This window comes from Nocardiopsis synnemataformans, assembly GCF_965343085.1.
GTDB lineage: Bacteria > Actinomycetota > Actinomycetes > Streptosporangiales > Streptosporangiaceae > Nocardiopsis > Nocardiopsis alborubida.
In genome coordinates this window covers 153,811-174,993 of record NZ_CBDRFA010000001.1, presented here as the reverse complement: position 1 = coordinate 174,993, position 21,183 = coordinate 153,811, and the positions used below count along the sequence as shown (strand labels likewise).

The following is a 21,183-nucleotide window of genomic DNA, read 5'->3' as shown; positions in this document are numbered from 1 at the left end:
TACCTGGAAACGAGGGTCTGGAGCCCGGAGTCTGGAACCTGAAGCCTGGGACTCCGAATCGAGAGCTGGGGGTCTGGAGCTCGGAGCCTGGGACCTCGAACCTGGAACCGAGAGCCTGGAACCAAAGGTCTGGAATCCGAAGTCTGGAACTCCGGGCCGAGAGCCGGGGGTCTGAAGCCTGGAGACCCGAACCGAGAACTGAGGGTCCGGAGCCCGGAGCCCGGAGCCTGTGATCCTCGCCTGAGAGGCCCGGCCAGACAGACACCGGAAATTCCCTCGCCCCAGCTCGCCTCGCCCGGTACGGTCTCGGAGTGTTGCCGCTGCGGAGTCCACGAGACCCGCGTGGCCACGCCCATGGTTCCCATGGTTCCCACGAGGAGAGCAGGTTTCGTCCATGGCATGTCGTATCAGTGAGCTCGTGCTTTCCTGCCGCGACCCCGAGGTACTGGCGCGGTTCTGGTGCGAGGTCCTGGACTTCGTCGTGCTCGACCGCGAGGAGGAGGGCTGCATCGAGATCGGGCCGCGTGAGGGGTTCGGCGGCCCGCAGCCGACGATCATCCTCAGCCGCACGGAAGAGCCGGAGAGGGCCAAACCCCGGCTGCACATCGACGTCAACGCCACCGACCGCGACCAGGACGCCGAACTCGAACGCCTCCTGGCCGCCGGGGCCGTACTCGCCGACATCGGACAGACCGGGGAGGAGCCCTGGCACGTCCTGACCGATCCCGAGGGCAACGAGTTCTGCCTGCTCAAGGCACGCCTCGACCAGCTCTGACGGCCCCCGTCGGCAACGGCGGCCTCACCGTGTCCGCCCCCGCGCGCTGACGGAGTCCGGACGCCACGAGGGAGCGGGGCGTACTGCCCGTCACCACCGGACCGGGGGCGGTACGCCCTAGATTGGTGGCATGGCTGACGCATCCGAGGCACAGAGCACACCCGAACACGACGGCCCCGAACTGCACGTCGCCCTCATCGGTTACGGCAAGGGCGGCGAGGTCTTCCACGCGCCGCTGATCGACGCGGTCCCGGGACTGCGCCTGTCCGCGGTGGTCACGGGAAACCCCGACCGCCGCCGGGCCGCCGAGGCGCGCTACCCCGGCGTCACCGTGTACCCGAACGTCGCCGAACTGTGGGCCGACGCCGAGCGTTACGAGATCGCGGTCGTCACCACGCCCAACGACACCCACGCCCCGCTCGCCCAGGCCGCCCTGGAGGCGGGCATGGCCGTGGTGGTGGACAAGCCCTTCGCGCTCACCGCCCTCCAGGCCCGGGAGCTCACCGACCTCGCGGACAAGCTGGGCAGGGTGCTCACCGTGTACCAGAACCGCCGCTGGGACGCCGACTTCCTCACCCTGTGGGACATCATCGAGGAGGGCACTCTGGGCCGCGTGCACCGGTTCGAGTCGCGGTTCGAGCGCTGGCGTCCCGAGTCCAAGGGCACCTGGCGCGAGAACGGCGGGGTCGAGGCCGGGGCCGGACTGCTCTACGACCTGGGTCCCCACCTGATCGACCAGGCGGTCAACCTGTTCGGTCCGGTCTCCTCCGTCTACGCCGAGATCGACGCCCGGCGCGAGGGCGTCAACGCCGACGACGACGTCTTCCTCGCCCTCGACCACGCCCGGGGCACCCGTTCCCACCTGTGGATGAGCGCGCTCACCGCCCAGGGCGGGCCGCGCTTCCGGGTGCTGGGGGACGAGGGGGCGTTCACCAGCCACGGCATGGACCGCCAGGAGGCCCGGCTGACGGCGGGGGAGCGGGCCGACGCCGCCGACTGGGGCGTGATCCCCGAGGCGGACTGGGGCGTGCTCGGGGTGGACGGCCACACCCGGCCGGTGCCCAGTGCGCGCGGCGCCTACCCGGAGTTCTACGCCGGGGTGCGCGACGCGGTCGGCGAGGGCGAGCCCCTGCCGGTGGACCCGCACGAGGTGATCCACGGGCTGGAGGTCATCGAGGCCGCCCGGCGCAGCGCCCGCACGCGGTCGGTGGTCGACGTCTGAGGTCCCGGCTCCCGCGGGAGGTCCGGGTGCCTCCGTGCTCGGGCCTCCCGGTCTCCCGGCGTTCCGGGAGGCCCGGGCGCTCCCCGGACCGCCCGCATGGGCCTATGTTGGAAGGACTCACCCCAGCTCGCCCCGGGGTTTTCGCCGAACACCGAACGCCGAACGCCGAAGGAGACGCGCCGTGGCCCAGGTCCTCGTGGTCGCCGACGAACTCACCGGTGCCAACGCCACCGGTGCCCGGTTCGCCCGTACCGGGATGCGTGTGGCCACGGTGACTCCTGAACACGTGAGCCGGGTCGTCGGGGACTACGACGTGGTCGTGGCCAACCTGGACAGCCGCCACGTTCCCCCCGAGCACGCCGCCGACCTGGTCACGGACGTGGTCGAAGCCGTGTGGCCGGTGGGGCTGGTGGTCAAGCGGACCGACTCCACGCTGCGCGGCAACATCGGCGCCGAACTGGAGGCCACCTACGACGCCGTGCGCGAGCGCGTGCCCGCCGGAACGCGGGTGCGGGTGCTGTTCGTTCCGGCCTTCCCGAGTTCGGGGCGCATCACCGAGGACGGGTTGCAGCTGCTCAACGGGCTGCCGCTGGAGCGCACCGAGCTGGCCGAGGACCCGCTGTGCCCGATGACCACCAGTTCCGTCGCCGACATCCTCGCCGCCCAGACCGACCTTCCGGTGCGCCACGTGCCCGTGCGGCAGGTGACGCAGACGATGCTCACCGCCGAGCTGCTCGCCGGTGACGAGCCCGTGGTCGTGTGCGATGCCAGTACCGAGCAGCACCTGAACGACATCGCCGAGGCCGCGGCCGCCGCGCACCACGACACGGGAATCGTGTGGCTGGCGGCCGACCCCGGGCCCACGGGTGCGCTGCTGGCCTACGCGCTGCGGCTGCGCGGTCAGGCGGGTTCGCGCGGGCCGCTGCTGGGGGTGGTGGGCAGTACCACCGAGCTGACCCGGCGGCAGTTGGCCACCGTCGCGCGCACGGGCGCGGTGCGGTTCGTGGACCTGGACGCGGTGGAGTTCAGCGTGGGGGAGCGCGCGGACGAGGTCGCCGAGCGGGCCGCGCGGGAGTTGTCCGAGCAGCTGACCTCGTCGGGCTTTCCGGAACTGTGCGTGCTGCGGGTGGTGACACCCTCCGAACGGGTGCGCGAGCTGCCCGCCCAGGTCCGCGCGGAGCTGCCCGGCCGGATCGCGCGGCTGGTGGCGGACGTGGTCAACGAGGTCGCCGACACCACGGGTGCGCAGGCTCTGCCCAGCGGGCTGTACCTGACCGGCGGGGACCTGGTGGCGAGTCTGCTGGACGAGCTGGACGTGCACGCGTTCGACGTGGGGGGCGAGATCGTTCCGCTGACGGTGCACGGGCACCTGAGCGGGGGGCCGCTGGACGGAACGCCGGTGGTGGCCAAGGGAGGGCTGGTCGGTGACGACATCACCCTGGTCGAGTGCCTGACGAAGCTCCGGCGGGCGGTGCAGACCCGGTTGCACCAGGTGCACTCGGAGGTGTCGGAGCACGTGGTGCCGACGCTGTTGCGCGACACGGTCTGATCGACGCGGTCTGGCCCGGCTCGATTCCCAGCACACGGCGGGGCCCTGGTGACGGAAGTGGTTGAAGGCCGTCACCAGGGCACCGCGCTGTCGCTTGTGGTGCTTCCGTGGTGCTCCTGCCGGGGATTCCCTCTGGGGGGAGTGGCGGAAGAGGTGGTAGGGGCGGGAGAGGTGGACGCGGAAGCGGGCTAACCGCGCGCGATGGCGAGGAAGGCGTCCCACTCGGCGGCGGGGAAGGGGAGGTGGCCCTTGGCCGGGTTCTTGGAGTCCCGGACGGCCGCGCCGCAGGGCAGGTCGGCGACCTCTACGCAGTTCTGGTCGTGGCCGCTGTGGCTGCTCTTCCGGAAGCCGGTGGGGATGTGGGCGACCTCTAGGCATTCCCCGTTGACGCCGCTGTAGCTGCTCTTCCGCCAAGACAACTGATCAGTCACTGCACTCACTCTTCTAGGTTCGCCAGGAGTTGCTTGATGAACGCTAGGGATTGAACAGGAGTCAACGAGCACCCCTGCGCATTTCCGAACATGTCGTTGAACATCCTGATCTGATGGTCTTCTTCGAGGTACAGGCTAGTCGCCGGGTTCTCCAGGTAGGCGATGCTGGAGTCCCGTGGGTCCGGAAAGTCCATGACGATGAAGGTGCCCTCGGTCGCAGGATGTGCCCCAGCGGCGAACGGTAGGACATGGATGTCAATGTTGTGCCGGGAAGCCATATGTGTGAGGTGCTGGAGCTGAGTCCGCATCACCTCGGTTGAGCCAACTGTCCGTTGCAAGGCGCCTTCATCGATGATCGCTGAGTAGGTCGGCGGGTTCACCCGGTTCAGGATCTCCTGACGTCTAATCCGAGCACTGACGCGGTCTGCGATCTCATCGTCTTCGCGGACTTTGTTGGCACGAAAGACAGCACCTGCGTACTCGGGGGTTTGAAGCATGCCTGGCACCACCTGTGCGTGGTAGGTCCTGAAGGCGCAGGCCTCGGCCTCGAAGTCCGGCAGCATCTGTGGGAGTACGTCTTTGTATCGCGCCCACCAGCCGCGTTCACCAGCCAAGCGGGAAAGCTCGTGCATGGAGATCCGTACCTCGGTGTCCTCAACCTTGTAGAGGTCCAGGAGCTTGTTCAGGGTCGCTGCTGGGACGGTCTTGGACTCAGCCTGCTCGATCTTGCTGAGGTTCGACTTGCCCATGCCAGCTTGCTTAGCTGCCTCAAAGAGGGTCATTCCGGACTCATCACGAAGTCTCCGGAGTTCGGCTGACAATCGTCGGCGGCGAATGCTGGGGCTGTAGGGAGGTGCCATGTCTCAACTCTAACGGAATCTTTAGCGGATGTGAGGAGTTCACTTGACGCTAGTGGATTCCACTAGCATGATGGAAAACGTAGTCAGTGATCAGAGTCTCACAGAGGGTTCACGTGATCAGGCTATGCCGTGCCCCTTCCCCGTACTGGGGAAACGCGAAGGTCCTACTCCTGCGGGCACGTCGAACCCCCGTTGTCACTCCACGCACGCAAGGAGTCTGTTCGTCATGCCCGCAACCGCATCCATGCCCGCCCTGCCCGAGGTGACCGTTCCGCTTGGTGAGCTGGTGCCACCGCGCTGTCGCCACTACTTCACCGGCCGCTCCGACCGCGCCCACTACAAGACCCGCCGCTACGACTTCGGCGGCTCAATCCAGTACATGCCGCTGGTCCGCGCGTTCCTGGACACCTGCGCCGCCGAACGCGACCGCGACTACCGCTACCTGTTCACCCTGCTGGGCAGCGAACTTGCCAACAACGCCCTGCGCCACTCACGCTCCGGGCAGCCCTTCGGCGTCTACACCCTCACCTGTCAGCGCACCCGCACCGGTCTGCGCCTCACCTGCCGCGACCAGGGCTCCCGCGACGGCAGGAAGGCCGTTCTCGGCCAGCGCTGCCACCTGGCACCCAACCCCAATGGCCTGAACCTGGCTGCTGAATCCGGGCGCGGTCTGGCCATGCTCGACGCCTTCGCTTCCTCCTGGGGCGACAACGGCATCTGTGACTACCGCCAGGTGTGGTTCTTCCTGGCCTACGACCTGACTGACAGCCTCTGGAACACCCAGCAGTAGATGTCGCGCCCCAGACGCGAAACGGGCCCAGAAAGCGCGCCAACGCTTTCCGGGCCCTCAGATCCCAAAATCCACACTGCGAGATGTAAGAAAGCAGGATCAGTGACGCATCCTATCCCCGCGCCCCGACCTTCCAGCGACCCACTGCACCGACCGCTTCCGCCGCTGCCTCGTCGTCGCCCGCTGGTTGGCCCGTTCTGTCCGGCCTGTGAGCACCCTTCGTGCCGTCGGCGTCGGGCCGCGCGCCTGCCCCGCCTGGGTGGGCACCGCTCCGAGTTCGCCCGCGAGCATGTCCGAGCTGCCGCTCTCCAGCGGCATCACCCGCACCTGCTCATCTGGTTCGGTGAGCAGACTCTGTCGTACTGGGTGGCCTCGCCCGCTGGCCTGACCGAGGTCTCTGGCGCTGAGGTTCTGTTGCTCCTCGCAGAGCCGGTTTCCGTCAGCTGATGGATTACCGGCAGGGGCGTGATGTGCTCTTGCCGGTATTCTGCGGCCATGGTCTTCCCAGGGCTGAGTCCGTCGTCCGTTTTGTCTGTTTCTCAAGAAGTTGGAAAAACGGCTGCTTGTCACTGGTAAGTTCGCAGGTCGTTGACTGTGCTCCCCGCGCACGCGGGGATGGTCCCACAGTTCTCGGTGCGCCCCTGGCTGTACGACGGTGCTCCCCGCGCACGCGGGGATGGTCCCTTCAATGCGTGCACCAATGGGCAGTGGGGAAACGTGCTCCCCGCGCACGCGGGGATGGTCCCGTGTCCCCCCAGGGTCGTACCGTGAATGTACGGTGCTCCCCGCGCACGCGGGGATGGTCCCCGGGCCACAGGTGACGACCTGTGGCCCTCTTCGTGCTCCCCGCGCACGCGGGGATGGTCCCCGCGACCATCGCCGTATGGAATTCCATTAAGGGTGCTCCCCGCGCACGCGGGGATGGTCCCAGGGTGATCTCGCGGACCAGGTCCCCCCGGGTGTGCTCCCCGCGCACGCGGGGATGGTCCCTGACGTGCCTACGTCGCCTCGCTATCGGGTGAGTGCTCCCCGCGCACGCGGGGATGGTCCTTGCAAGAGCTGTCAATTCAGCAGTGGGCAAAGGTGCTCCCCGCGCACGCGGGGATGGTCCCGGTAGCGGGCCACGGGTCCTCCTACGGCTTGAGTGCTCCCCGCGCACGCGGGGATGGTCCCGTCCGCGCTCAGATGCGAGCGGGGGCCGACGAGTGCTCCCCGCGCACGCGGGGATGGTCCCGGAGCGCGACTATCAAAGTCGCGCTCTGTAGTGTGCTCCCCGCGCACGCGGGGATGGTCCCCCAACCCCCGACCCCCGCCGGACCCCGCCGGAGTGCTCCCCGCGCACGCGGGGATGGTCCCCCCAGCAACGTGGTCATGGCCGGGCTGGTGGTGTGCTCCCCGCGCACGCGGGGATGGTCCCGAGCGCACCAACGGCGACCCGTACACCCGAACGTGCTCCCCGCGCACGCGGGGATGGTCCCGAGGTCTACGCCGAAGCCGCGAACCGGGTCGGGGTGCTCCCCGCGCACGCGGGGATGGTCCCCCCCACCCGAAGGACCCCAACGCCGGCCTCCGGTGCTCCCCGCGCACGCGGGGATGGTCCCGAGGTCTACGCCGAAGCCGCGAACCGGGTCGGGGTGCTCCCCGCGCACGCGGGGATGGTCCCCCCCCACCCGAAGGACCCCAACGCCGGCCTCCGGTGCTCCCCGCGCACGCGGGGATGGTCCCCGGGCTGAACTGGGACACCCGCCTGTGCCACGGTGCTCCCCGCGCACGCGGGGATGGTCCCAGGCCCCGGAACAACCTCGGGTTCTCGGCCGCCGTGCTCCCCGCGCACGCGGGGATGGTCCCCGGACCCGGCCGCGCCGGACCCGGGGGTGGTCGTGCTCCCCGCGCACGCGGGGATGGTCCCCCGGCGCCGGACCCTGGCCCCTCGTGGGCGGGGTGCTCCCCGCGCACGCGGGGATGGTCCCTGTGGCGCCGATGGCGGGGAGCGCGACCAGGGGTGCTCCCCGCGCACGCGGGGATGGTCCCATTGGCACGCGCTTGCAGCCGGGCGGCCTGGCGTGCTCCCCGCGCACGCGGGGATGGTCCCGCCTGGTCGCGAACCTCCGCCAGGAGATCGCCGTGCTCCCCGCGCACGCGGGGATGGTCCCGCGCCGCCATCGTGGCCGACCTCAACGAAGGCGTGCTCCCCGCGCACGCGGGGATGGTCCCGCGCCCACCCTGATCGCCACCTCCACACGGCTGTGCTCCCCGCGCACGCGGGGATGGTCCGGGGCCGCTGAAAGTGGTCCGCTGCTGAGCGGTGTGCTCCCCGCGCACGCGGGGATGGTCCCCCCGCCACGCTCTTTCCCCGCAGGCCCTGACCGTGCTCCCCGCGCACGCGGGGATGGTCCCGGGAGAAGGGACTCGGCGAGGTGAGCGTGTTGGTGCTCCCCGCGCACGCGGGGATGGTCCCGCGCCGTATGACGCGCTGGTGTTCGACCGACAGTGCTCCCCGCGCACGCGGGGATGGTCCCCCCTCCGTGGGGGTGTCGGTGTCGTCTCCGGCGTGCTCCCCGCGCACGCGGGGATGGGCCAGTCCATGTTCGGTACGGACGCCGCAGAACCTGGAATTCCAGGAATGACCGAGTCCGGCCAACGTTGGTGACCCACAGCGAATGTCGCGTTACGGTCCTTCTTGGAACGGATCCCGAGGAGGAACCCCCGATGGGCAGTCACGGCAAGCCGGACAGCGAGGACAAGAAGTCCGACCCGAAGTGGCAGCAGGACGGCCAGAAGCCGAGCCCTCACGGAGGCGGAGGGAAAGAGGGCGGCGGCAAGTAGTGGGCTCTCCTGACACCAACGCCCGTTTGGTCGCCCTGGTGGACGGCCTCCAGACGGCGGGCGCGCTCACCGATCCCCGGTGGCGGGACGCTTTTCTTCAGGTGCCCCGCCACCTCTTCGTTCCCGACCCCATCTGGGCCGACGACGGTGCCCGTGCCGACGGATGGATGGTCCCCGTCGGCCGGGACGACCCGTACTGGTGGGAGAACGTCTACGCCGACTACGCCCTGCCCACACAGGTCGACGACGGCACCCCGGCCGGGGCTGACGGCCGGGGCCGCTACACCACCAGCTCCGCCTCACAGCCCTCCCTGGTCGCCAGCATGCTGGAGGCCCTTCACGTAACCGACGGCATGCGGGTGCTGGAGATTGGTACCGCCACCGGATACAACGCGGCACTGCTGTGCGCCAGGTTGGGTTCGCACAACGTCACCAGCATCGAAGTGGACCCGGCCTTGGTCGAGCTGGGCAGCACCGCTCTGGAGGCCGCCGGTTGGAAGCCGACCGTGGTGTGCGGCGACGGCGCACAGGGTGTCCCCGAGGCCGCTCCGTTCGACCGTGTGCTCGCCACCGTCGCCGCCAAGCAGATCCCCTACGCGTGGGTGGAGCAGACCAGGCCGGGCGGAATCATCCTGACCCCGTGGGGGAACGACTACGCGGCGACCGCGCTGTTGCGCCTAGTGGTGGGCGCGGACGGCACCGCGACCGGCCGACCCATCGGCGACGCTCCGTTCATGTGGTTGCGCGACCAACGCGCTCACCGGGGCCGTTGGTCGGACTACGTTGATTTCGACGCTCCGGTGCTTACCTCCCACACTGACGTGGACCCGCACCACGTGGTCGCCCACGGCTCCGGCGCGGAGTTCACCGTTGGTGCGGCGGTTCCGGGCCTGTGCCGGGCCTGGTTCGACGCGGACGACGACTCAGGGGAGGGAACACTGTGGCTGTACGACACCGCGGGCTCATGGGCGTCGGTGGACTACGTGCCCGGTGCCGAGGAGTACGCGGTTGAGCAGGCCGGACCCCGCAGCCTGTGGGCGGAGGTCGAGGCCGCTTACCGGTGGTGGGAGACGCACGGAGGCCCGGCTCGGGACCTGTTCGAGGTCACCGTGGGAGCCGAAGGCCAGCGAATACGTCTCGCGCCCTCAGACGACCGGACACGCCCCGCCGACCTTCCGAGCGCCTCCTGACCGATTGCCCAGCCGATGTTGTCATGATTGCTCGAGAGCTGCGCGCTTCGTTCGTTTTGTCTTCTTTTTGGGAAGTTGGAAAAACGGCTGCTTGCCACTGGTAAGTTCGCAGGTCGCTGACTGTGCTCCCCACGCACGCGGGGATGGTCCCCTTGACGCCCTGGAGCCCACGGAGGAGGAGATGTGCTCCCCACGCACGCGGGGATGGTCCCCGCCCTGGCCGACCCCGAACCGGGCGTCCACGGTGCTCCCCACGCACGCGGGGATGGTCCCCACCTCGGCGTGATCATGGCGCACCTGCGCCCGTGCTCCCCACGCACGCGGGGATGGTCCCCGCCGCCCCGGCCGACCGCCGGGGCTTTCCCAGTGCTCCCCACGCACGCGGGGATGGTCCCAGGGCGGCGCCGAGGTCGACCGCCTCGACGTCGTGCTCCCCACGCACGCGGGGATGGTCCCTGAGTGCCTACAGTTCGGGTGGTGCAAGCCGAGTGCTCCCCACGCACGCGGGGATGGTCCCGTGAACGCGACCGGCCATCCGTCCAGTCCTACGTGCTCCCCACGCACGCGGGGATGGTCCGCCGACGTCGTCCAGACAGGCGAGCCATGGCCAGCCAGGGTGTGCCGCACCCCGGTGGAGCGCGGCCTGGTCACCCGGTCTTCCAGCACCGAGGGTGGAGAGCGTTCCCGAGACGCACACACACCCTTCGGAAGTGGACCATGAGCGCCAAGTTGTTCGACGAGGACCTGCTGAGGACCATCGCCGCCGAGCCGCACCGCCCGCTGCTGTTCGTCAACGCCACCGTGTACACGTTCGACCCGCTGATCGGCGACCTGACCGGCGCCGACCTTCTCCTGGCCGGGAAGGAGATAGCCGGAGTCGGCACCGGCCTGCACACCGCCGCCGAGGACGACGGCGCGGTCGTCGTGGACTGCACGGGGCTGACCGTCGTCCCGGGCGTGGTCGAGAACGACACCGTCGCCGGACTGCGCAGGCATCCCTCCGACCGGGTCGGCACACTGGCACCCGGAAACCCGGCGACCTTCGTCGTGATCTCCGGTCACCACCCCGAGGCCACCGCGCTGGAGCAGGTGATCTGGCGCCCGGAGCAGGCCGCCGCGGTCGTCATCGACGGCGAGTTCGCCCTGTTCAACGGCCGACGCCTGACCGAACCCCGGACCGAGCGGTTCCCGGGACCGGCGCGGACACCGGCGGACAGCCCGTACCTGGGTATGTGGATCGACGAGACGGGCTTCATCCACCAGGAACTGACCGCCGACGGCCGCTACGACGAGACGCGCGGCGGACGCCCCCACGCTTACCAGGGATCGTTCTGGATCGAGGGTGACCGCATCGTCTACCGCGACGACCTGGGGTTCTGGGCCTACGGCCGCTTCTTCGACGGTGTGCTCCACCACGCGGGCTACGTCTTCCACCGCGGCTGAGCGCGCACCCGCCGGACACCGACCGCACCCTCCGGACGTCCACCGCAGCCCGCGGAACGGCGGGGAGAAGCCGCGCACCGCTCACCGGCGGGGCCGTCGCCACGACGGCCCCCGAGACCCAACCCCCGAGCGGAGACGTCGGGGGCTGGGCCGTCAGGGGCCGATGGGCCTTGTGGGACAGGGGCGGGCGTACCGGGACCCGGGGCCCGGCCTCAGTCGTCGATCGCCTGGTAGAGCGTGGTCCAGAAGTCGTGGATGAGCCGCGCCGAGTCCGGGACGGACATCCCGACCTGGGTGAGCACGATTCCGGTGAGCTGGTTCTCCGGGTCGGCGTAGGTCGAGGTACCGGCTCCGCCGTCCCAGCCGAACTGGCCGACGGGCGCGTAGTCACCCCGGTAGGTGCGCACCGCCATCCCGAAGCCCCAACCGCCGTGCTGCCCCTGGCCGAACGACACGTGGACGTTCTCGGTGGCCATGGTGTTGCGAGCGGCCTGCTGCTCGGGCGTGAGGCGGTTGGTGGTCATCAGCTGGACGGCGGGCCGGGACAGAATCCGCTCAGACCCGTGCATCCCCTGGTTCAGCAGCATTTGGAAGTAGGCGTGGTAGTCGTCGACGGTGGAGACCAGCCCACCGCCGCCGCCCTGGAACGCCGGAGGCTGGCTGTGCCGTCCCCCCTCGGCCGGGTCCCACACGTGGAACTCCCCGGTCTGCGCGTCGGGTGCGTAGAGGGGCGGCAGCCGGTCCATCCTGTCGGCGGGCACGTGGAAACCGGTGTCCCTCATGCCCAGGGGCTCGAAGACGCGTTCGCGCAGGAACGTCTCGAACGACTGCCCCGTGACCCTGGAGACGAGCACGCCGAGCAGGTCGTTGCTGATGTGGTACTGCCACTGCTCTCCGGGCTGGTGCATCAGCGGAAGCGTGCCCAGGCGGCGCATCCACTCGTCCGGCTCGGGCATCGGCTCCGGCAGGTCGGGCGTGAGCCCCTGCCCGAAGACCGCGTTCATGATCGGAGTGCCCAGCGCGCTCCGGTCGATGCCGAGCCCGAACGTGGAGGTCAGCACGTCCCGTACGGTGATCGGCCGCCGCGCCGGCACGGTGTCGTCCAGCGGGCCGTCGATCCGCCTCAGCACCTGCCGGTCGGCGAGTTCGGGCAGCCACTGCTCCACCAGGTCGTCCAGCCGCAGCCGACACTCGTCGAGCAGGACCATCGCCGCCGCCATCGAGACCGGCTTGGACGTCGAGGCCATCCGGAAGATCGTGTCTCGGCGCATCGGCGCGCCACCGTCGTGGCGCATCGTCCCGAGCGCTTCGACGTGCGTCTCACCGCCCCGGCTGACCAGGGCGACGAGCCCGGGAATCCTCCCGCTCCCGACATGGCGTGCCAGCACGTCGCGCATTCTGTGCAGCCCCGCCTTGGAGAAGCGGCCGTTGTCGTTTTCCATCATGGATCTCCGTAAGTCGTCAGGTGGTCGGGGGGTGGGAAATGGCTGCTCAGAGGCTGCGGGCGGTGATGTCGCCGTGGGAGGTGGTGGCGTGGATGTCGAGGGTGGTGGCGCCGTCGTTCTTGAGGGCGTTGTGGATGCGGCCGTCGGGGGTCGCGGCGTCCAGGGAGGCGGAGGCGCCGGGGGCGGCGCTGATGGTGATGTCGCCGGATTCGGTGCGCAGTTCGACGGTGCCGTGGGTGGCCTGGGCGATGTCGATGTCGCCCTTCTGGGTGCGGATCTGGGCGGGGCCGCCCAGGCGGCCGATGGAGACGTCGCCGTCCAGGAGGGTGAGGTGGGCGTTGGCGGTCTCGTCGAGCTTGACGGGGCCCTGGGCGGCTTCGAAGGTGACGTTTCCGAGGCGGCCGACGCCGCGCAGTTCGGCGCTGGCGGCCTTGGCCTGGAGGTGGGAGCCGGTGGGCAGTTGGATGGTGATCTCGATGGAGCCGGAGGGGCCGAAGGCCTGGTTCTTGGGGGTGGGGGCCTGGATGCGCAGGACGTCGTCGTCGTGGGTGATGGTGGTCTGTTCGGCGGCCTTGACGTCGCGGTTCTTGGAGGGGTTGGCGGGTTGGATCTGAACGGTGGTGTCGGTGCGGTCGGCGGCGATGAGCTGGATGCGTGCGGCGGGGATGTCCAGGACGGTGGTGATGGGGGCGGGGGTGGGGAGGGTGTGCATCGTGTTTTCCTTCGTCTTGGGCGGCGCTGGTGCGGCTCGCTGTTTCTGATGATGGAAAAGCTACGTTGCGTTTAGAGTTGTGGCAACAGGGACTTTGCGGAGAAGTTCCGTATTCGCAGGTAGTGGCTGGGGAATTGTTGCAATGGTTCTGGATCTAATGCAACAAACTCCATCCCGAGCGTTGCAATGGAGAGAAAGTAAACGCTAGGGTGGGCGCACCCACGCACCCTGAAGGAGACCGCGATGCCCGGAGGCAGGCTCACCCAGTCCGAACGCCAACAGATCGAGATGGGACTGGCCCAGGGACTGGCCTACGCGCGGATCGCCAAAGACCTGGACCGCCCCACCTCGACCATCACGCGCGAGGTGACGCGCAACGGCGGCCCCACCGGCTACCGCGCCGACCTGGCCCACCGCGCCACCCAGCACCGCACCCGCCGCCGCACCAAGACCGCGACCCGTGCGACACAGGCGCCCCCGCAGGCCTACGGACGCGACGCCGAGGCCGTGCGCGAGTACGAGGAGGCGTTCGCCGCCGTCTTCATGCAGTCGGGCCTGCCCAAGATGACGTCCCGGGTCCTGGTCTCCCTCTACACCACCGACACGGGCAGCCTCACCGCGGCCGAACTCGTCCAGCGCCTCCAGGTCAGTCCGGCCTCGGTCTCCAAGGCGATCACGTTCCTGGAGGGCCAGGGCCTGGTGCGCCGCGAACGCGACGAACGCCGCCGTGAGCGCTACGTCGTCGACGACGACGTCTGGTACCAGTCGATGCTGGCCAACGCCCAGGCCGAGGCCCACCTCGTCGAAACCGCACGTCAGGGCGTCCAGGTTCTGGGGCCTGGGACCCCGGCCGCCGTGCGCCTGGAGAACATCGCCCGCTTCGTCGACTTCGTCCGCGAGAGCATCATCCGCGCCTCGGAGCAGGCCCGCGAGGTCCTGCACACCAAACCCGAACCCGTCCCGGACGGCACCGACGAGCCAGCACCGGAACGTCAGTAGGCAGCCGTTTCGACGGCTACGGCCACGGCCACGGGCGAAGGCGGCTGTGGCCCCGACCCCTCGCGCCCCCGACCCCTCGCGCCCCCGATCTCTCGCGCCTCCGGCCCGCCGCCGGGGAACGTGCGGTGAGCCCCGTGCCCGTGGGGACGGTTCCGCGATCCCTTGGCAGTAAGAGGTCGCTCGTCTATCGTGAGGCGCGGACGGAGGTTGCCGGTGGCTCGCTTGGACAAGGACGGCGTAACCGTGCTCGTGCCCTTCTCCGTCACACTGGAGGACGGCACCAGGGGCTGCGGTGCCCGGCGGCTGAGTCCGGGAACCGAGGGCTATGAGGAGGCCCTCGCCCATGCCCGGCTCAGGGAACGCCTGCGATCCTCCTCCCCGTCACCACCGCCACCGTCAGAGGAAGCCCTCGACGAGTTCATCGCGTCCCTGAACCGCGAACACGAGTAGCCACACGTTCCCTGGCGGCTGCGCTCGCGGGCTCCGGGAATCGTCGCGCACGCGGGTGCCCCCGGCCGGGGAGCCGGGGGCGTCAGTACAGGGCCCGGGTCAGGCGGCCTGCGTCCGCGGCTCCAGGTGCTCGGCGGCGAGCTTGTCCACCATCTCGGCCAGGGCCCTCGGGTACTCCAGCGGCCCCATGTGACCGGCGCCGGGGATCTCCCGCACCTCCCGGCAGTCCTTCAGCAGCGACCCGATGTGGTGCGCGTGCCAGGGCGGGGTCAGCTTGTCGTCGGTTCCCACCATCACCACCGTGGGCACCGAGACCTGCCGGGCGGTCTCCTCCGCCTCCAGCGTGCAGATCACCCGCCCCCACGAGCCCCGGGACACACCGCCGCACGCGTGCACCATCCTCATGCACAGCCGCACCATGCGCGGATCGGCCTTCTTCCCCATCACCATGGACTTCAGCACCGCCGTGGTCAGTGCGTTGCGCGGACCCAGCGGTACCGGGGCCTTGAGGAAGACCTGCGCGCCCAGCGTGCCCAGGGGGCCGGGCAGCGGGATCGCGGTCGACCGCACCGGCAGTTCCTTGCAGCCGGTGTTGGTGAGCAGCACCGCGGCGGCCCTCTCCCGGAACACCGGGTGCGCACCGGCCGACATGATGGTCATCCCGCCCATGCTGTGCCCGGCCACCACGGCCTTCTCACCCTCGGGAACGGTCGCCTCCAGGACCGCGCACAGGTCCTCGGCCAGCTTCTGCGCGCCGTAGCCCGCCCTGGTCAGCGGTGCCTGGGTGCGGCCGTGACCGCGCTGGTCGTAGAGCACCACCCGCAGGGACGGGTCCAGTTCGCGCACCACCGGCCCCCACGAGGCCAGCGAGGTCGCCCAGCAGTGCGCGAGGACCACGGTCGGTCCTTCCTTTGGGCCGCGCACCTCGACGTGCAGCCGTGTGCCGTCGGCGGAGCGCACCTGGAGTTCTCGGACCTGACCCACGTGTCGGGTTGCCATCGGGGATACCTCTCACTTCGGGGGAAGGCTGCGCCGGGGGAGTAAGGGGGCGCCCCGGGTCGGCGCGGTCCCGGGGCGTGCGCGGAAGCGTTCAGTCGTCGGATTCGTCGATGTCCACGTGGGGCACGGCGAAGGGCGGGGAACCGGCCCCGTTGACCGGATGGCCGCCCCACAGGTTGGGCTCGTCCAGGACCCCGGTGCCCTCGAACCCGTCGGGGGTGCGCACCACGACCGTACGCACGCCGCCGCGGAAGGCCTCGGTCACCTCCGGGCTGGGGGACAGCCGCCCCCGCCAACGGTAGTCACCGGTCAGGGGGGAGAAGTGGCCCGCCAGGTGGGCCTGGACCTGCACGGCGACGCCCTCGTCCGCCGCACCCTCAGTACCTGCCGCACCTTGCGTACCCACCGCGTTCTCAACACTCGGCGAACCCGACGCGTTCGGCGCACCTTCAGCACCCGGCGCACCCTCGGTATCTGCCGTCACTTTGGTACCCGCCGCATCCGATGAACCCAGCGTTTCCGGTGCACCTGTTTCCGGTGCACCTTCAGCACCTGCCGCACTCCTCGTACCGGACGCCCGCTGCGCGCCGCCGCCGTCGGCCGCGCCGCCGGCGCCGGGCAGCACGACCGTCACCGTGCCCCGGTACTCCTCCTCCTCGTCACCGAACCCGCTCATACCGCTTCCCTCCCGGGGCCGTTCCGCCGCGGACCGCGGACCGCCGGGAACCGCGGTCGCGGGAGCGATCCACCCGCAGGTCGTAGTTGTGGGGGTCGAACCAGCGCGTGCGTAGCGCGAAGTCCCAGGTGAAGGTCGGCCACAGCGTGGTGTTGCGACCCTGCTCGTTGAGGTACCAGCTGTCGCAGCCGCCGGTCACCCAGACCGTGCCCTCCATGGCTTTGGCGACCATCTCGTTGTAGTCGTGCTGGGCCTTCGGACGCACGTCCATGCGGTCCAGGCCGTTGCGGCACAGGTACTTCAGCGCCTGCATCGTGTACCGGATCTGGGCCTCGATCATGAACAGCTGCGAGGTGTGACCCAGCCCGGTGTTCGGCCCCGCCAGCACGAAGGCGTTGGGGAACCCGGCCACGGTGGTGCCGCGGAAGGCCTGCACGTCCGCGCCCCAGTGGTCGGAGAGCGAGCGCCCCTCGGCGTTGAGGATCCGCTGTGCCACGGGCGGGTCGCTCACGTGGAACCCGGTGCCGAGGATGATCGTGTCGACCTCGTGCTCGGTCTCGCGGCCCGAGGCGTCGCGGGTGACCACGGCGTGGGGGCGCACCTCCACGATCCCGTCGGTGACCACGTCCACGTTGGGCCGGGCCAGCGCCGGATAGTAGTCGTTGGACATCAGGATGCGCTTGCAGCCCGCCCGGAAGCTCGGCGTGAGCTTGGCCCGCAGTTCGGGGTCCTTCACGCTGCGGCGGATGTTGGCCCGGCCCAGCCTCTCCACGACCGAGAGCAGCCGGGGGTTCTTGGCGAAGCCGAGGATGTAGCTCTCCCGGCCCCAGTAGATGCTCTTGCGGGCGATCTGCTGGGTGAGCGGCACGTTGCGGTACAGCCAGCTCTCCAACCGGGTGATGTCGCGGTCGTGCCGGAACATCACCCACGGGGCCGTGCGCTGGAACAGCGTCAGCCTCCCGGCCTTGGGCTGGATCCTGGGCACGAACTGGATCGCGGACGCCCCGGTGCCGATCACCGCGATCCTGCGGCCGGTGAGGTCGTGGTCGTGGTCCCAGGTCGCCGAGTGGAACATCGTCCCCTCGAAGGTGTCCAGGCCCTTGATGTCGGGATAGGAGGGGTCCGCGAGCGGTCCCGCCGCGCTGACGAGGAACTGGGCGGTGACGGTCCCCTGGCTGGTCTCGATCCGCCACCGGTTGCCCCCGGGCTCCCATCGCGCGGACCTCATGTCGTGGTCGGGGCGGACGTGCTCCTCCACCCCGTACTCCCCGGCGACCCGCTTCATGTAGTCGTAGATCTCGGGCTGGGGGGAGAAGCTGCGGCTCCAGTGCGGGTTGGGCGCGAAGGAGAACGAGTACAGGTGGGAGGGGACGTCGCAGGCGGCGCCCGGGTAGGAGTTGTCACGCCAGGTGCCGCCGACCCCGCCGGCGCGCTCCAGAACCACGAAGTCCTTCAGACCGGCCTGCTTGAGGCGGACGGCCATCCCGATCCCGGCGAAGCCGGAGCCGATGACGGCCACCCGGAAGTGGGGTGGTGCTTCGGTCACGTCTTGGTCCCTTCGTGCGGACCGGCCCGGACGTGTCGCCGTCCGGATCGGCGGGTGTGCCCCCGGGAGCGCGGCGCGTTTCGCCCCTGGGGGAGTTGTCACCCCGTGAGGCGCGGCGTGTTTCGCCTCCGGGGGTTTTGTCACCCCGTGAGGTGTGGCGCGTACGCCTCCGGGGGGAGGGCTCCCGGGGACGTGGCGCGTTACGCCCCCGGGAGGTGGGGCCACCGCCGGAGGACGTGGCGCGTTTCGTCCTCCGGCGATGGGGTCTGGGGCCCGCAGGCCGCGGTGTCCGGACCGGAGTCCGCGGCCTGCGGGTTCGGGGGTTGCCGGGGAGCAGCCCGGTCCCCGAGGGGGCCCGGTTCCGAGGCGTCGACAGGAGAGACGTCCGGAGTCGGGGAGGGGTCAGCCGAGCAGTCCGGCCTTCTTCCAGAAGTAGCGGCCCAGGCCGGTGATGGCACCGGCGGTGTCCAGGGTGCTCACCACCTTGCGGGCGGCCCAGGTCTTGGTGCCGATCCAGTGGGGGTTGTTCCGGGCGACCCGGGAGGCCTCGCGGGGGTCGAGCCCGACCTGCGCGTACACCTTGGGGTTGATCAGCCGGGTGGCCGAGTAGTAGGTGACCAGGCCGAGGATGATCCGGCTGTAGGCCCGGTTGAGCGGGCCGCGCGTGGCCCAGTCGCGCTGGAACTCCTCGCGGGCGTAGCGCATGTGCCGTGCCTCCTCCACCACGTGGATGCGCGAGACCGAGCGCACCAGCGGCAGGATCTGCTCGTCGGGCACCGCCTCGCGCTGGAGCTGGTCGAGGACCTCCTCGACGAACAGCGCTCCGGCGAAGATCAGCGGGCCGTGCGCGATGGTCTTGAAGAGGTTGCCGAGGTGGAAGGCGATGGGGTCGAGCTTGTGCGTCTGCCAGCCGAGCTTGCCCACCATCTTCGCGAACATCACCGTGTGGCGGCACTCGTCGGCGATCTCGGTGTAGGCGTACTGGACGTGGTTGGTGCTGGGGTCGTGGTGGTAGGCGTGGCGGACCAGCATCTGCATGAGGATGGTCTCGAACCAGATGCCGATGGTGGCGACGCTGGCGATCTCCAGCCGGGAGAGCTCCTTGCGCTGCTCCTCGGTGAGCCGGTCCCACAGGTAGGTGCCGTACAGCGAGAGGCGCTCGGGGCGGATCGCCCACATGTCCTTGTCCACGGGGGCGTCCCAGTCGATCTCGACGAGCGGATCGAAGGAGGCCTTGGCCGAGCCGCGCAGCAGACGCTTGGCGATGTCCTCGCGGTCGGTGGTCTTGGGCTTGGCGGTGGTCTTGGGCTTGGCGGTGGTCTCTGCGGTGATCTCTGCGGTCATCCGTGTGGTCATCTGTGTGTTCCTCCTCAGGACGCGTCCGACCGGACCAGGGGGTTGGCGTGCCGAGAGTGGAGCCCCCGGGCGATCTCCGCGTCGCCGAAGGCGCCGTCCGACAGGAGCAGGCCCACCTGGAGCGACACGATCTGTTCGGTGGTGCCGGGGAAGTGCCGGAACAGGTGGAGTCCGGCGGTGCCGAGCGCGGTGGAGGCCGTGTCGCGGCGGGCGTACCTGGCCCCGGCCGCGCGGACCACCGCCATGACGGTGTCGCGCTCGCTCTCGGCGGGGACGAGGCCGTCGAGCGCGACCCCGGTGGCCCGGGAGCTGTTGTGGATCGGGGTGTCGACGTAGCCGGGGTGGACGGTGGTGACGCCGATGTGCGAGCCGTACTCGGCGCGCAGGCAGTCGGCGTAGGCGGTCAGCGCCCTCTTGGACACCGTGTAGGCCCCGGCGAAGGGCAGCGACAGGTTCGCCAGGAGCGAGGCGGTGACGACGACGCGGCCCCTGCTGCGCAGCAGCGCGGGCATCGCGGCGGCGGTGACCCGCCAGGTGCCCAGCAGGTTGACCTCCAGCGCCTGGTGCACGTGGACGTCCGGGGCCTGGCCGATGTCCACGGCCGGTCCGACACCCGCGTAGTGGATCAGCAGGTCCAGGCGTCCGTCGAGCCGGTCCAGGGCCTCGGCGACACCCTCGCGCACCTGGTCGTCGTCGGTGATGTCGCAGCCGACGACTCCGGGGGCGGGCTTGCGGTCGATGCCGACCACGTTCACGCCGAGGTGGCGGAGGACGGCCACCGTGGCGCTGCCGAACGCGCCGGAGGCTCCGGTGACGAGGGCGTTCTGGCCGGGCAGCCGTCGCAGGTGACGCGGCGGGGGGGTCGTCATGTGATCTCCTCCACAGTTCCTGCCGGAACGTTACAACGGGCATTGTCACAATGCAATGGGGTGGAGCCGGGAATTTACTGACGAGTAGGGTTCGCGGTTGTCTCTAGGCTGGACCCATGGCCGAATACCGCATTGACGAACTCGCCCGGCTCGCCGACACGACGGTGCGCAACGTCCGGGTGTACCAGGACCGCGGCCTGCTCGCCCCTCCCCGCAGGGAGGGTCGCGTGGGCATCTACTCCGAGGCGCACCTGGCGCGTCTGCGGCTGATCGGCCAACTGCTCCGGCGCGGCTACACCTTCGCCAATATCGGCGAGATGTTTCGGGTCTGGGAGCGCGGCGGCGACCTCTCCGACATCCTGGGCTTCGAGTCGGCGATAGGGGACGCCTGGAGTGACGAGATCGCCGGCTACCTGACCATGGGCGACCTGCGCACACTCTTCGGCCACGGCGTCACGCCCCGCACGGTGAAGCGCTCCCTGGACCTGGGCGTGCTCGAACGCGACGGACTGCGCTTCCGGGTGCCCAGCCCGCGGCTGCTGCACGCCGGGGTGGAGCTGGTGAAGCTGGGCATGACCGTGGACTCGGTGCTCGACATAGCCGAGAACCTGCGCGACAAGGTCGGCCACGTCGCCGAGCACATGGTCCGCCTGGTCGCGGACCACATCATCGCCGAGTACGCGCCCGGCACGGTGGTGCGGAGCGAGGAGACCGCCGAAATGGCCGAGCTGATCCGCCGGGTGCGCCCGCTCGCGCAGCAGGCCGTGGACGCGGTCCTGGCGCAGGCGATGGCGGAGAACCTCACCAACGTCATGGGGGAGCACTTCGCCCTGGCGATGGAGTACCTGGAGAAGGAGGGCCCGGGCAAGGAGGGCGTGGGTGGAAGGGGTGGCGCGGGGAGGAACGGTGCGGGTGGGGAGGGTGGCGGCGGGGAGCGCGGCGGGGCGGCCGGGGGGCTGGCGGGCTCCGCCTGAGGGGGTCCGCCGGCGTCAGCCCGGGCTCTACGGGTGCGTGGTTGCTGACGCCGGTCCGCTCTACGTCAACC

At 70.1% G+C, this 21,183-nt stretch carries 18 protein-coding genes and 2 CRISPR repeat arrays; of the genes, 9 read left to right on the top strand and 9 right to left on the bottom strand.

The window, feature by feature from the left end; translation table 11 throughout:
* The first annotated feature begins 394 nt into the window (after nt 1–394).
* From ACSIH6_RS00705 to ACSIH6_RS00695, 3 genes are all read left to right on the top strand, one after another.
* Entirely contained in the window at nt 395–775 is a 381-nt protein-coding gene (locus tag ACSIH6_RS00705) for a VOC family protein (RefSeq protein WP_435105460.1), read from the top strand.
* A gap of 130 nt (nt 776–905) precedes the next feature.
* Entirely contained in the window at nt 906–1,997 is a 1,092-nt protein-coding gene (locus ACSIH6_RS00700; protein ID WP_435105458.1) for a Gfo/Idh/MocA family protein, read from the top strand.
* A gap of 181 nt (nt 1,998–2,178) precedes the next feature.
* Nucleotides 2,179–3,546 (top strand): four-carbon acid sugar kinase family protein, encoded by a 1,368-nt coding sequence (locus ACSIH6_RS00695; protein WP_435105456.1) that lies wholly within the window; start codon nt 2,179–2,181, stop codon nt 3,544–3,546.
* A 188-nt stretch (nt 3,547–3,734) separates the two neighbouring features.
* On the opposite strand, the gene ACSIH6_RS00690 is transcribed toward ACSIH6_RS00695, so the two are convergent.
* Both ACSIH6_RS00690 and ACSIH6_RS00685 read right to left on the bottom strand, forming a co-directional pair.
* Nucleotides 3,735–3,977, bottom strand: coding sequence for a DUF397 domain-containing protein (locus ACSIH6_RS00690; RefSeq protein WP_435105454.1), 243 nt, complete (start codon nt 3,975–3,977; stop codon nt 3,735–3,737).
* A gap of 5 nt (nt 3,978–3,982) precedes the next feature.
* Nucleotides 3,983–4,837 carry a helix-turn-helix domain-containing protein gene (locus tag ACSIH6_RS00685; protein ID WP_435105452.1) on the bottom strand — a complete coding sequence of 285 codons (855 nt, stop codon included), beginning with the start codon at nt 4,835–4,837 and terminating at the stop codon, nt 3,983–3,985.
* A 226-nt stretch (nt 4,838–5,063) separates the two neighbouring features.
* On the opposite strand from ACSIH6_RS00685, the gene ACSIH6_RS00680 reads away from it, so the two are divergent.
* From ACSIH6_RS00680 to ACSIH6_RS00670, 3 genes are all read left to right on the top strand, one after another.
* Nucleotides 5,064–5,627: an ATP-binding protein gene (locus ACSIH6_RS00680; protein WP_435105450.1), complete on the top strand. Its 564-nt coding sequence runs from the start codon at nt 5,064–5,066 to the stop codon at nt 5,625–5,627.
* 594 nt (nt 5,628–6,221) lie between these two features.
* Nucleotides 6,222–8,207: a CRISPR direct-repeat array (repeat unit 29 nt; unit sequence GTGCTCCCCGCGCACGCGGGGATGGTCCC).
* A gap of 245 nt (nt 8,208–8,452) precedes the next feature.
* On the top strand, nt 8,453–9,643 hold the full coding sequence (locus ACSIH6_RS00675) for a methyltransferase domain-containing protein (protein ID WP_435105448.1): 1,191 nt from the start codon (nt 8,453–8,455) through the stop codon (nt 9,641–9,643).
* Nucleotides 9,644–9,765: 122 nt separating this feature from the next.
* Nucleotides 9,766–10,221: direct repeats of the CRISPR family, unit length 29 nt; unit sequence GTGCTCCCCACGCACGCGGGGATGGTCCC.
* A 139-nt stretch (nt 10,222–10,360) separates the two neighbouring features.
* Nucleotides 10,361–11,086, top strand: a complete 726-nt coding sequence (locus ACSIH6_RS00670) for an Atu4866 domain-containing protein (RefSeq protein WP_435105446.1) — start codon at nt 10,361–10,363, stop codon at nt 11,084–11,086.
* A 212-nt stretch (nt 11,087–11,298) separates the two neighbouring features.
* Here ACSIH6_RS00670 and ACSIH6_RS00665 read toward each other — a convergent pair whose 3' ends face one another.
* Together ACSIH6_RS00665 and ACSIH6_RS00660 are read right to left on the bottom strand one after the other, a co-directional pair.
* Complete coding sequence (locus ACSIH6_RS00665; RefSeq protein WP_435105590.1) at nt 11,299–12,528, bottom strand: serine hydrolase domain-containing protein; 1,230 nt, start codon at nt 12,526–12,528, stop codon at nt 11,299–11,301.
* 49 nt (nt 12,529–12,577) lie between these two features.
* Nucleotides 12,578–13,243, bottom strand: coding sequence for a DUF4097 family beta strand repeat-containing protein (locus ACSIH6_RS00660; protein ID WP_435105444.1), 666 nt, complete (start codon nt 13,241–13,243; stop codon nt 12,578–12,580).
* Between the two features lie 243 nt (nt 13,244–13,486).
* On the opposite strand from ACSIH6_RS00660, the gene ACSIH6_RS00655 reads away from it, so the two are divergent.
* Entirely contained in the window at nt 13,487–14,242 is a 756-nt protein-coding gene (locus tag ACSIH6_RS00655; protein ID WP_435105442.1) for a GbsR/MarR family transcriptional regulator, read from the top strand.
* A 213-nt stretch (nt 14,243–14,455) separates the two neighbouring features.
* Nucleotides 14,456–14,692: a hypothetical protein gene (locus ACSIH6_RS00650; protein ID WP_435105440.1), complete on the top strand. Its 237-nt coding sequence runs from the start codon at nt 14,456–14,458 to the stop codon at nt 14,690–14,692.
* A 99-nt stretch (nt 14,693–14,791) separates the two neighbouring features.
* Here the strand turns inward: ACSIH6_RS00650 and ACSIH6_RS00645 are convergent, their stop codons facing one another.
* The 5 genes from ACSIH6_RS00645 to ACSIH6_RS00625 form a co-directional block, all read right to left on the bottom strand.
* Complete coding sequence (locus ACSIH6_RS00645) at nt 14,792–15,691, bottom strand: alpha/beta fold hydrolase (protein ID WP_435105438.1); 900 nt, start codon at nt 15,689–15,691, stop codon at nt 14,792–14,794.
* Between the two features lie 91 nt (nt 15,692–15,782).
* Nucleotides 15,783–16,097, bottom strand: coding sequence for a DUF4873 domain-containing protein (locus ACSIH6_RS00640; RefSeq protein ID WP_435105436.1), 315 nt, complete (start codon nt 16,095–16,097; stop codon nt 15,783–15,785).
* 253 nt (nt 16,098–16,350) lie between these two features.
* Nucleotides 16,351–17,913 (bottom strand): flavin-containing monooxygenase, encoded by a 1,563-nt coding sequence (locus ACSIH6_RS00635; protein ID WP_435105434.1) that lies wholly within the window; start codon nt 17,911–17,913, stop codon nt 16,351–16,353.
* A 402-nt stretch (nt 17,914–18,315) separates the two neighbouring features.
* Entirely contained in the window at nt 18,316–19,257 is a 942-nt protein-coding gene (locus ACSIH6_RS00630; RefSeq protein ID WP_435105587.1) for an AurF N-oxygenase family protein, read from the bottom strand.
* A gap of 26 nt (nt 19,258–19,283) precedes the next feature.
* Nucleotides 19,284–20,138: an SDR family NAD(P)-dependent oxidoreductase gene (locus ACSIH6_RS00625; RefSeq protein WP_435105432.1), complete on the bottom strand. Its 855-nt coding sequence runs from the start codon at nt 20,136–20,138 to the stop codon at nt 19,284–19,286.
* 116 nt (nt 20,139–20,254) lie between these two features.
* On the opposite strand from ACSIH6_RS00625, the gene ACSIH6_RS00620 reads away from it, so the two are divergent.
* Nucleotides 20,255–21,112 (top strand): MerR family transcriptional regulator, encoded by an 858-nt coding sequence (locus ACSIH6_RS00620; RefSeq protein ID WP_435105429.1) that lies wholly within the window; start codon nt 20,255–20,257, stop codon nt 21,110–21,112.
* The last annotated feature ends 71 nt before the right edge of the window (nt 21,113–21,183 follow it).

What these genes read in the sequence shown, in the direction of transcription:
- ACSIH6_RS00705 (WP_435105460.1), top strand. Translation starts at nt 395, where the DNA reads ATGGCATGTCGTATCAGTGAGCTCGTGCTTTCCTGCCGCGACCCCGAG.
- ACSIH6_RS00700 (WP_435105458.1), top strand. Translation starts at nt 906, where the DNA reads ATGGCTGACGCATCCGAGGCACAGAGCACACCCGAACACGACGGCCCC.
- ACSIH6_RS00685 (WP_435105452.1), bottom strand. Translation starts at nt 4,837, where the DNA reads ATGGCACCTCCCTACAGCCCCAGCATTCGCCGCCGACGATTGTCAGCC.
- ACSIH6_RS00680 (WP_435105450.1), top strand. Translation starts at nt 5,064, where the DNA reads ATGCCCGCAACCGCATCCATGCCCGCCCTGCCCGAGGTGACCGTTCCG.
- ACSIH6_RS00670 (WP_435105446.1), top strand. Translation starts at nt 10,361, where the DNA reads ATGAGCGCCAAGTTGTTCGACGAGGACCTGCTGAGGACCATCGCCGCC.
- ACSIH6_RS00665 (WP_435105590.1), bottom strand. Translation starts at nt 12,528, where the DNA reads ATGGAAAACGACAACGGCCGCTTCTCCAAGGCGGGGCTGCACAGAATG.
- ACSIH6_RS00660 (WP_435105444.1), bottom strand. Translation starts at nt 13,243, where the DNA reads ATGCACACCCTCCCCACCCCCGCCCCCATCACCACCGTCCTGGACATC.
- ACSIH6_RS00655 (WP_435105442.1), top strand. Translation starts at nt 13,487, where the DNA reads ATGCCCGGAGGCAGGCTCACCCAGTCCGAACGCCAACAGATCGAGATG.
- ACSIH6_RS00645 (WP_435105438.1), bottom strand. Translation starts at nt 15,691, where the DNA reads ATGGCAACCCGACACGTGGGTCAGGTCCGAGAACTCCAGGTGCGCTCC.
- ACSIH6_RS00630 (WP_435105587.1), bottom strand. Translation starts at nt 19,257, where the DNA reads ATGACCGCAGAGATCACCGCAGAGACCACCGCCAAGCCCAAGACCACC.
- ACSIH6_RS00625 (WP_435105432.1), bottom strand. Translation starts at nt 20,138, where the DNA reads ATGACGACCCCCCCGCCGCGTCACCTGCGACGGCTGCCCGGCCAGAAC.
- ACSIH6_RS00620 (WP_435105429.1), top strand. Translation starts at nt 20,255, where the DNA reads ATGGCCGAATACCGCATTGACGAACTCGCCCGGCTCGCCGACACGACG.